We start from the raw sequence: 10,377 nt of genomic DNA, 5'->3' as shown, positions 1-10,377 counted from the left end.
ATCGGAGCAACCATGTCCGAACAAATGAACCGCCGCGCCTTCACGGCATCCGCGCTCGGTGCTGCCTTTCTGCCGGCGGCGCCGGCGCTCGGCCAGTCCAAGCAGAAGGTAGTGATCTCCTGGCTGCCCATAATGCAGACGACGGCATTCTATGTCGCACTTGACCGCAAGCTGTTCGACAAGGCCGGCATCGATGTCGAGGCAGCGCGATTTGAAGCGCCGAACCAGATCATCGACTCGTTGGTCTCGGGTCGCGCTGATCTTGGCGCGCCAGGCGCTGCCGCCGGCATCACAGCGCTCGCGCAGGCGAAGTTCCCGGGCACGTTCAAGGTGTTCGGCCTTCAGGGCGGCAGCATAAAGCTCAACCGGATCAACGACGGGCTCATCGTGGATCGCGCTTCGACGATCAAGACCTTCGCCGACCTTCGTGGCAAGTCACTCGGACACTTGCCGGGCATTCAATGGCGGACGATCTCTCGCCACATGGTGCGCCTCGCGGGACTCGATCCCGATAAGGACATTCGCCTGGTTGAGCTTGCCGTTGGCCTGCAGGTGGCGGCTCTCATCGCCGGTACCGTCGATGCGACGCTATCCCTTGAGCCGGTCGGCTCGATCGCTGTCGCCCTCGGACAGGCAAAACGGGCCATCACCAATCCATGTGCCGCGGCGATCGCGGATCCGTTCTACTCCGGCGTCTCGGTCCTAACGACTAAGTTCCTTGGCGAACGACCGGAGATTGCAGCGAAGGTTGTGGAGGTTCTCGATGAGGCGACCCGCATAGCCAATGCAGAATTCGACACGGTCCGTCAGATCCTACCGAAGTACACGGCAGTGAAGGTCGACCAAACCGGCGTCGTCGCACAGCCATATCTGCGGGGTTTCTCCGATCTGGATGCGACCGACATCGCCTCCTACCAGGCGCTCGTTGACCTGTTCTATAGCGAACATGTCCTTAGCGCGCCGATGAAGGTCGAAGACCTCATGTTGAAGAAGACCGAGGTCGGCCTGTGACCCTCGTCACGGAGCCGTCGAGCAGGTTGATGGAAACGTCGCCCGAGTCGGAGGGTGCGAGTTTCTCGACACATATCACCATACGAGAACTGCAGAAACGTTTCGGCAACAATACGCTGTACGAACGATTCGATCTCGATCTGCCACGCGGCGAAATCATCTCCGTCTTCGGTCCGAACGGCTGCGGCAAGAGCACCTTGATCAACATGATCGCTGGCATTCAGCCATACGAGGGAGGCGATATTCGTTTCGACGGGAAAACCATCGCGGAGACGCGGATTGGATACGTCTTCCAGAACTATCGCGACGCCTTGTTCCCCTGGATGCGTGCGGTGGATAATATCGCCTATCCCCTGAAGCTTGCCGGCATCGATGCTCGAGAGCGGAAGAGACGGATCGACCGACTGGTGGACGTCTTCGACGTCGTCTTTGACTTGAACAGATATCCCTACGAGTTGTCCGGGGGCCAACAGCAGACCGTGTCGATTATGCGGGCCCTTGTCGTCGATCCGGAAGTGCTTTTCCTAGATGAACCTTTCTCGGCGCTTGATTACGAGATGACCCTCGTCATGCGCGATCAGCTCCAGAAAGTGCTGCGAGCGACACGTACGACAACGCTGCTGGTCAGTCATGACCTCGACGAAGCAATCTATCTCGCGGATCGGTTGCTTCTGCTTACACGGCGTCCGACCCGCGTCGCCGCGTTCCTTGATGTACCGATTACCCGCCCGCGCGATCCGTCGACGACGACCGATCCAGAGTTCGTCGCGCTAAAGGCACAAGCCCTTGGCATTTTCCAGGCGGCGGTTAGGAGTAGATGACGGGACGCATTCGAATGTTCTTGGCTGGCGGGATTAAAAGATGACGAAATTCGACGAAAAACCGGCAAGACTGTCCTGCATATGCGGATGTGGCTCGGCGGAGATGTTTGCTTGCGAACGGACCACGACATTGCCGGTGGACCTCGAGGTTCGGATCGATCGCGCGATCGAAGCATCGATCTTTCGTGCGGTGTTTCCGTCGGCAACGACCCGGCGAAATCTTATCGCAAGCTTGGGAAGCTCAACGCTTCTGGCCGCGCTCGCCGAGGCCCTGCCTATCGGAATCGCGCAAGCGCTGGCCCAATCTTCGGTGGGACCGATCGAGAAGACGAAACTAAGCGTCGGCTTCGTGCCGATTACTTGCACCGTCCCGTTGCTGCTCGCGGACGCAATGGGCGAATTTCGAAAGGAAGGCTTAGAGGTCTCCCTTCAACGGACGCCTAGCTGGGCCTTGGTCCGAGACAAACTCATCAGCGGTGAGTTTGACGCGTCCCACCTCGTGCTGGGTATGCCCTTCACGATGACCCTCGGGATCGGCTCATCGCCGGTGATGACCCATGTCGCGACCGTTCAGAACACGAATGGGAGCGCAATCACGCTCGCTATGAAGCATAGGGAAAACCGGGATCCCAAGAACTGGAAGGGTTTCAAGTTCGGCATTCCGCACGACCACTCGATCCATGCGATGCTGCTGCGCTACTACCTTGCCGAACATGGGCTCGATCCAGACCGCGACGTAGAACTCAGGGTCTATCCGCCGCCTGACTCCGTCGCGAACATGGCCGCTGGAAACCTCGACGGCCTCTTCTTTGCCGAGCCGTGGGGCCAGAGGGCTGTGTTCGAAGGCGTCGGTTTCATCCACCTCCTGAGTAAGGACATCTTCCCGGACCATCCGTGCTGTACGCTATCCGTTGGAAATCGCTTCCTCAGCGACAGTCCGAATAGCTTCGGTGCTTTCATCCGGGCGGTGGTCCGCGCGACGGCATTCGCGGACAAGCATGAGAACAGACAGCATGTTGCCGAACTCCTGGCTCCGGCCAACTACCTGAACCAACCGAGGCGCGTCCTTGAGCAGGTTTTGCTTGGACATTACGCGGACGGGCTGGGTAAAGTGGTCGATGCACCCGGAAGGATTGGCTTCGATCCGTTTCCCTATGAGTCCACCGCAATTTGGGTTCTGACTCAGCTTCGCCGATGGAAGATCATACCGACTGACGTCGACTACAAATTGGTCGCCGAGCGCGTCCTGCTTTCGACCGGCGCGGCGAAGGCCATGGCCGACGTCGGGTTACCGCCCCCTGGTAGCGGGATGGCGAAGCTCTCCATTATGGGACGGGAGTTCGACCCGACCAAGCCGGCTAATTATCTTCAGCAGTTCCCGATCAAACGGGCATAAGGAACATCATGAGAGGTTATCACGACATCGGCGGAGATCCTGCGGGTCCCGTCCCGAAGACGGAACTGGATTGGGTCGGCTGGGAAAAGCGCGTCGAGGCCATCCGCAACCTCCTCGGAGACAGCACGAGGCGCGTCATTAGTCTCGACGAGCTAAGGCGTGGCTTCGAGTCGTTCGGCGCGGAGAAGTACAAGAAATTATCCTTCTATCGTCGTCGGATCGAGGCGATGATCGATATCCTCGAGGAGAAGGGGGTACTTACGCGTGCCGAACTCGACGCCAAGGTTGAAGGTATGTTTCCTCCAGAGGCTGCAGGCTGATGCCACGCTATAACGTGTCGCAGATGGTCGAGGTGCTCGAATTAAACCGGCCTGGACACATCCGCACGCCCTACTATGTGCGAAACCGTATCGGTCGCGTCATCCAATTCTGCGGCGCCTTCCTGAATCCGGAAGACCTATCGCGCGGCAACGCCGGCGGCCCGGTCGTCGAATGCTATCGCGTCGAGTTTCTGCAGATCGACCTATGGCCTGACTACCGCGGCCTGCCCGAGGACACGCTGGTGATCGAGATCTACGAACATTGGATGAAACCAGTAGAAGGAGGGCCACACCATGGTTGAATCCGATTTCGGACAAAGTGGCGCGCAGTCGTCTGGTAAGGTCTTCACCGTGCAGGAGGCCATCGTAGTAGAGACCGAGGCCGGCAACGCCGAGGCGTCGCGGCTCACGGCGGCGCTCCAATCCTTGCTCGTCGAAAAGGGCCTTTTGTTCCCTAACGAGGTGGAGCAGGAGATAGAGAAGCTCGACGCTCCGGGCGTGCACCTGGGCGCTCGTCTCGTAGCGCGGGCCTGGGTTGACGAGCGCTTTAAGGAACGACTGCTGGCCGATGGCAAATCTGCTGCGGCTGAGTTCGGCATGAAAATCGGGGAAGCTCAACTCATTGTCGTGGAAAATACGGTGCGTGAGCACAACTTGATCGTCTGCACCCTTTGCTCGTGCTATCCGCGCTCGCTGCTCGGCCAACCGCCGACCTGGTACATATCGAAATCGTATCGCGCCAGGGCCGTGCGCGAGCCGCGGGACGTGCTGAGCGAATTCGGGCTAGACGTACCTTCAGACGTTCGCGTCCGGGTCCACGATAGCAACGCGGACATGCGCTATCTCGTGCTGCCGTTGCGGCCCCTAGGATCCGAAGACCTCGACGAGGAAGCGCTGTCGCGTCTCGTAACCCGCGACAGCTTGATCGGGGCCGGCCTCGCCTTGGCGCCCCCAACATGAGCTTTCGGCGAGATGGTGGAGCGCGAGACGTATCGCGTGAGCGGCAAAGGTCGCATGTCCGAACTTCTTGGGCTTCTTCGACGATGAACTCATCCCAACGGCGATGCCCGGAGGCGATTGCATGAAGGCCTCGCTCCGCCTGCGCGCCTCGTTTCTTTCGCTAATCATGCTCGTCGCCTTCCTCGGCGTTTGGCAGATCGCGGTCAGCGGTGTCGGGAAGACTGCCGCGATGGATCCAGAGTACGCGGCGATGATGGGCGACTCGGCCACAACCGGCAAATCGGCAATTCCGGGCCCGATCGACATCGCAGAGACGATCTGGGGCCATCTCAAGGATCCGTTCTACGATCACGGGGCGAACGACAAAGGCCTCGGCATCCAGCTCGCGTACTCCATCGCCCGCGTCGGCATCGGCTACACACTCGCGATGATCGTAGCGATTCCGACCGGTTTCCTCATCGGGATGTCGCCCCTCATGAACAAAGCGCTCGATCCGTTCATTCAACTGCTCAGACCGGTTTCTCCGCTCGCCTGGATGCCGTTGGCGCTCTACACCATCAAAGATGCGGGCCTCTCCGCTATCTTCGTCATCTTCATCTGCTCACTATGGCCCATGTTGATCAACACCGCGTTCGGGGTGGCGAGCACCCGCACGGAATGGCTCAACGTAGCCCGCACATTGGAGGTCGGTCCGCTGAGACGCGCCTTCACGATCGTCCTCCCTGCGGCGGCGCCCACCATCGTCACCGGCATGCGGATCTCGATCGGGATTGCTTGGCTCGTCATCGTCGCGGCCGAGATGCTCGTCGGCGGTACGGGCATCGGCTACTTCGTTTGGAATCAGTGGAACAACCTTTCTTTGGCCAACGTGATCACCTCGATTCTCGTCATAGGTCTTGTCGGGATGGTTCTCGATCAACTGCTGGCCCGCGCGCAGCGCCTCGTTACGTTTCCGGAATGACCGACGTGCCTTCGATCAGTGCTAATGCGACGCGTATCGTTCCGCGGCTGGACGCAGTGGAAGCCGGCGCTACGGCGAGGCACGACAAAACGGATCGATTTATATCGATCGAGGGTGTCGCGCGCCGGTTTCCGTCACCGGAGGGACTGAGCACCGTCTTCGAGGATCTTTGGTTGCCGGTGCGTCGCGGCGACTTCATGTGCATGATTGGTCATTCTGGCTGCGGAAAGACAACGGTTTTAAACATCCTCGCCGGGCTGGAGCGTCCCAGCGAAGGCGTTGTCATCGTCGACGGAAAAGCGATCGACGGACCAAGTTTAGACCGCGCCGTGATCTTCCAGGGTCACTCATTGCTTCCATGGCGGACCGTGATCGGCAACGTCGCCTATGCTGTGTCTTCGCGCTGGCCGAAGGCTTCCCGCGTCGAGGTAGAGGACCGCGCACGCAAAGCATTAGCGACCGTCGGCTTAGCTGGATCTGAGCATAAGCGTCCTTACGAACTATCCGGCGGCATGAAGCAGCGGGTCGGTATCGCCAGGGCCCTTGCGATAGAGCCCAAAATATTGCTCATGGACGAGCCGTTCTCGGCGCTAGACGCCTTGTCTCGCGGCCTGCTTCAAGACGAGGTGCGGCGGATCTGCACTGCGACCGGCCAGACCGTGTTCATGATCACGCATGACGTCGACGAGTCGATTTACCTCGCCGACCGCATCGTACTGATGACGAATGGACCCCGGGCTCGAATAGCGGAGATCGTGGAGAATCCACTTCCAAAAATAAGGGATCGTGCGGGCTTGCACCGCACCGACGGCTTCTACGAGATCCGTAACCACCTAATGGATTTTCTTGTGACGCGATCGAAGGCTCTTCGAGACCGAGAGGTAGAAGGCCTCGACCCTCGGCAGCCGTCAATAGTCCGCTTTCCCACGTTGCGCCAATGAGTGAACCCGCGTTCACAGCCACCATTGTCATGCCCTGCCTGATCGCCGAAAGCCAGACACGCGGCTTGCGACGTCGGAGTGATTAGATGCAGGAAGTGGCCGCAGGTTGCTACATCATAGAGGGGCTTCCCACCATCGCCGATTTTGTTCGGTTGCGCCGTATAAGTGGCTTGACGCCACGAAGCGAGACGGCGGCGGAAGCCGGTCTACCGGCAGCTTCTTCGCAGTATGCGTCCGCTGCGGCGAGGAGACCATCGGCATGGGGGCGCATAATCAGCGACGGCGCACTCTTTTTCCATCTCATCGACGTTGCGATCGATCCCGCGCATCAGGGGAAGGGACTCGGTAAAGCGGTAGTCTCAGCGCTCATGGCGCATGTTCGCCGCACCGCACCCGCCGAGGCTTACGTCTCTCTGATGGCGAACGGAGAGGCCCACAGGCTGTACGCGCAGTTCGGCTTTGCTCCTGTGCTGCCGGACGCGCAAGGGATGGCGCTCTGGGTGCAACCTGAACCGAACGATGCGCCCAACGGTTCGCCATTTCCGCCCTGAATTATGTGCTGCATCGACACGCCAATTCACAGATCCTCGCCTAGCGCAACGCATCGTGACACAACCCTAGGCTTACAAGGTCAAACCGTTCTGCGGGCCGAGGTCGCCGCGCGGTAGCTCAAGAGATCGCCTCGAATGCGCTAGGCGTCTCGCCCATCGTCCGCCTGAACGTGGCGGCAAAATAGGTGGGCGTTCATCGTCATCTCTAGATTCGAAGCCGGTTGCCAGCATAGCATGTGTTCATCTTGGCCAGTCCAAGGCGCGTTGCTACGGCGGCCTCTTGGCGCATCTAATACCTTGCGCTACCCAAAGATCTCGATCGTCAAGGTTCTCCAAAAAACTTTTACGAACGTTGTCGAAGGGACCGGCCTAGTGAACCAGTAGAAAAAGACACCCGGCTTTCGAGGGAGCGCTGCCAAGCCGAGCGGCCAGATCACTAAGTTACATTCATTGACAAGCTTCGATGGGCGCGGCCACTGCGGAGGCCGGCATCGACGTGTGCAGTTTCCGGAACGCGATGCGGCGTGTGTTCGACCCAGGCGCCATTATCCTCGCCGGCAGCATGATCCTTGAGAGCTGCAGCCGTCTCTTTGATGCGGGGGAATCGATCTGGCGGCATTCGGAAAGGCCTTCATCGCCAAATTCGATCTTGTCGATCGCTTGATCATGGCACCCGCTTGCCGAAACCGACAGCGAACGTTCTGCGGAGGCGGGACCATCGGCTATGTCGACTATCCACCCTACGACGGGCGGATCAGGGGGCACCGACTGCGCCGGAGTCGCTTCGGCTGCTTTCAGCAAGGTCTGGAAAGGCGGCTTTTAGGGCTTAAAGAAGACAGTCCGCTTTCGTGAAGAGTTTCGGATGCCTGGAGGCGTACGAAAGTCGCCGAAGAACGAACCCGCGAGACGCCGGCGTGGATCTATGGGTTTTTGAGGATCGGCCTATTGCAGCGCACGAGGCCGAGTGTCCATCGGATGCCGCCGGTGCCTGTGTTTCGGCTTGCAACAATGGCTCTGGCTCACTTCTGATGACGCGGGTCCGGCAATTGCTCAGGCACCCATCAGACGCGCCTGCAGCAGATCGATCTTTGCGCGTCCGTACATCTGGCGCTTCACCAGCTTCAGTCTGGTCACTTGACCTTCCGTTTGGCCGTTCGACCATTGCGATGTGATTGCCGCGCGGACCGCCGCCTCGTCCTTTGCGATGCCGTTCGCGAACGACGCGACAAGACTACCGTTTGCATCTCGTAGCCAGGGTCGGAGATCCCCTGCGTTCTTGCGTCGGATCATCTTGTGGAAGCCGTCGATGCTGTCGCGCGCCGCAACCAGCGTCGGCAGCTCGGCTTCGATCGCCGCCACTGTGATGGTATCAGATCGCGAGAGATGATCGCGGCCCGTTGTCATCATCCTCGCGATCGTTCTCGCAGAAGGCACCCTCTGCAGCTGCTTGTCGCTCGCCAGTTCAGCGCGACGCCGGCGCGTCGCCCATTCGCCGACCACGCGGAGAGAGCCTCTGAAGCCTTCTGTTTGAAGACGCCGCCACAACTCGGCACCGTTTCTACAGCCATCGCACCAGAAGGCTTCGAGCCTCGGCAGATGAAGGTCGAGCGAACTCTGCCGGACGCGGAAGACCTCATGACGAAGGCCGCGCGTGATCTGGCGGACGGTGCCGCGACTGAGACCGGTACGCCGCACGATCTCCTTGATCGCCGTGCCGTCTCTCACGAGCGACATGACGGCTGCGTTGGCGTCCTCACGGCGCAGATATCCTTCGTACTGCAGGCGCTCAGCGGCTGTCAGCAGATCGGGGTCGATCGTCGTCGCGCCGATCGCCCTTCGAATATAGCGCATCGACTTACGGACGGCGTCGAGGAAGGCACGGCTGGCATTCTCCATAAGGTGCCATCGGTCCGCGACCTGGATCGCATGAGGCAGAGCCTTCGCCACGGCCTCGCCGTAGCCACCGCCTCGATCGCGGGCGACGATCTCGATCTCCGGACGTGCTGCCAACCAAGCTCGCGTGGTCGCCTGTTCCCGATCAGGCAACAGAGCGACAACCTGGCGGCGCTCCAGATTACAGACAATGGTACCGTATCGGTGATTCCGCCGGAACGCCCAGTCGTCGATGCCGACGACCCTCAATGGATCGCGTGGTTCGACGCTGCGTCGCCTGACGACGCGCAGCAGTGTGTCTTTGCTCACTGGTAACATCAGGCGTCTGGCGAAGCCTTCAGCCGGCCTGCCACCCAGCGCAAGACCGAGATGATGCACGATGATCTCAAGCCTCGATGTCCGCCGCGCCGAACGAGGAAGGATCTCGTCTCCGAAACGCTCGGTGAAGATCCGTGTTTTGCACCCTTCGACGTCGCATCGAAATCGGCGCGCGACGATCTCGATGCTTACCATTCGTCCAGATGCCGGCAGGTCCGCCGCAGTTCTTCGGTAGCGGCTATGCACCCTCCGCGAGGAGAGCCAACACGACGGACAAGGACGTGAGGGCGTTATGGCTCGCGTGACTACGACCGTACGGGTCTCCTCTGCAACTACGCTCTCGACGATCAAGCCAGCCGGCACCAACGATTTTAGATGAAGCGCGCCCATGAGGTGATTCCCCTGAAGAGAACCGTAGGCCGCCATCCGACTTCATCAAAAGTGAGTCAGACCCATACTTCGCCGCCGATTGACACACCGTTTCGTCAGTGCGAGCATCACGCCCAATAACGGTGACGCTAGAAGCCTCCGCCTCAGCCGGCACTCCGTTTCATGCCTTTGATGCCGGCGACGAGAATATCAGGCTACGCTTGTGACGACTCATTGGCCGGTGATTGACCGTTGGAGTCAGAGCGACGCTGAATGTCAGGTAGAACGTTCTGGCTTCGGTGAGCGGAAGGTCTGATTTCGGCCAGGATATGTTGGAACGCCGCCGGTCAAATAAATTGCATCTTTCTTCTCACAGCAGCCTCTCGGCCCTTTGGCCGGCGCCGGAGGCGTATCATCACTGCGGCAGATCGGCGACAACAGACCGTGTATTACGGTAGCTCATCGCGACGACGTCAGTGAGATGCGTTTCAATCGTTGTCTCGACGGACAGGCCAACCCGCAGAAGCCGAGCTAGAGGCTGGTTTGGCGTGACCGAGATTTGAACCGGCAGGCGTTGGACAATCTTGGTAAAGTTGCCTGTGGCGTTATCAGGCTGCAAGGTTGCGAAAGTCGCGCCTGTCGCCGCGGGAATACCCACTACGCGTCCTTCGAGATCGACGTCGTAGGCATCTACGTGGATGTGGACACGCTGACCAGCCTGGACGTGACGAAGCTCGACCTCGCGATAATTTGCTTCCACATAGATTTCGGACAAGGGGACTGGCGTGCCCCCCTTGAAGTGGTCCTCCCTGAAGTATGGCATTTTGCCATGAGGA

11 protein-coding genes are annotated in these 10,377 nt (G+C 59.7%); 9 read left to right on the top strand and 2 right to left on the bottom strand.

The annotated features are described in order from the left end of the window. From GSQ79_RS27030 to GSQ79_RS26990, 9 genes are all read left to right on the top strand, one after another. A partial coding sequence (locus GSQ79_RS27030) for an ABC transporter substrate-binding protein (RefSeq protein ID WP_256379055.1) occupies window positions 1–1,011 on the top strand: 1,011 nt, incomplete at its 5' end. A gap of 29 nt (window positions 1,012–1,040) precedes the next feature. Next, on the top strand, window positions 1,041–1,832 hold the full coding sequence (locus tag GSQ79_RS27025) for an ABC transporter ATP-binding protein (RefSeq protein ID WP_158811843.1): 792 nt from the start codon (window positions 1,041–1,043) through the stop codon (window positions 1,830–1,832). Window positions 1,833–1,872: 40 nt separating this feature from the next. Further along, entirely contained in the window at window positions 1,873–3,228 is a 1,356-nt protein-coding gene (locus GSQ79_RS27020; RefSeq protein WP_158811842.1) for a CmpA/NrtA family ABC transporter substrate-binding protein, read from the top strand. A gap of 8 nt (window positions 3,229–3,236) precedes the next feature. Then, window positions 3,237–3,548, top strand: coding sequence for an SH3-like domain-containing protein (locus GSQ79_RS30135; RefSeq protein WP_158811841.1), 312 nt, complete (start codon window positions 3,237–3,239; stop codon window positions 3,546–3,548). Between the two features lie 23 nt (window positions 3,549–3,571). Then, window positions 3,572–3,850, top strand: a complete 279-nt coding sequence (locus GSQ79_RS30130; protein ID WP_256379054.1) for an SH3-like domain-containing protein — start codon at window positions 3,572–3,574, stop codon at window positions 3,848–3,850. After that, window positions 3,843–4,508, top strand: a complete 666-nt coding sequence (locus GSQ79_RS27005) for a nitrile hydratase subunit alpha (RefSeq protein ID WP_158811839.1) — start codon at window positions 3,843–3,845, stop codon at window positions 4,506–4,508. The genes GSQ79_RS30130 and GSQ79_RS27005 overlap by 8 nt, the downstream gene beginning before the upstream one ends. 121 nt (window positions 4,509–4,629) lie before the next feature. Beyond that, window positions 4,630–5,469 (top strand): nitrate ABC transporter permease, encoded by an 840-nt coding sequence (gene ntrB, locus GSQ79_RS27000; RefSeq protein WP_158811838.1) that lies wholly within the window; start codon window positions 4,630–4,632, stop codon window positions 5,467–5,469. Further along, window positions 5,466–6,410: an ABC transporter ATP-binding protein gene (locus GSQ79_RS26995; RefSeq protein ID WP_158811837.1), complete on the top strand. Its 945-nt coding sequence runs from the start codon at window positions 5,466–5,468 to the stop codon at window positions 6,408–6,410. The genes ntrB and GSQ79_RS26995 overlap by 4 nt, the downstream gene beginning before the upstream one ends. Window positions 6,411–6,496: 86 nt before the next feature. Then, window positions 6,497–6,961 (top strand): GNAT family N-acetyltransferase, encoded by a 465-nt coding sequence (locus GSQ79_RS26990; protein WP_158811836.1) that lies wholly within the window; start codon window positions 6,497–6,499, stop codon window positions 6,959–6,961. Between the two features lie 1,050 nt (window positions 6,962–8,011). Here the strand turns inward: GSQ79_RS26990 and GSQ79_RS26985 are convergent. Then, on the bottom strand, window positions 8,012–9,562 hold the full coding sequence (locus GSQ79_RS26985) for an ISL3 family transposase (protein ID WP_158811835.1): 1,551 nt from the start codon (window positions 9,560–9,562) through the stop codon (window positions 8,012–8,014). 394 nt (window positions 9,563–9,956) lie between these two features. Then, window positions 9,957–10,377: HlyD family secretion protein (locus GSQ79_RS26980; RefSeq protein ID WP_174243282.1), on the bottom strand; the 421-nt coding region annotated here is incomplete at its 5' end.

The sequence above is a fragment of the Beijerinckia sp. L45 genome, assembly GCF_009765775.1.
Taxonomy (GTDB): Bacteria; Pseudomonadota; Alphaproteobacteria; order Rhizobiales; family Beijerinckiaceae; genus RH-AL1.
This window is presented reverse-complemented; position numbering and strand designations above follow the sequence as displayed.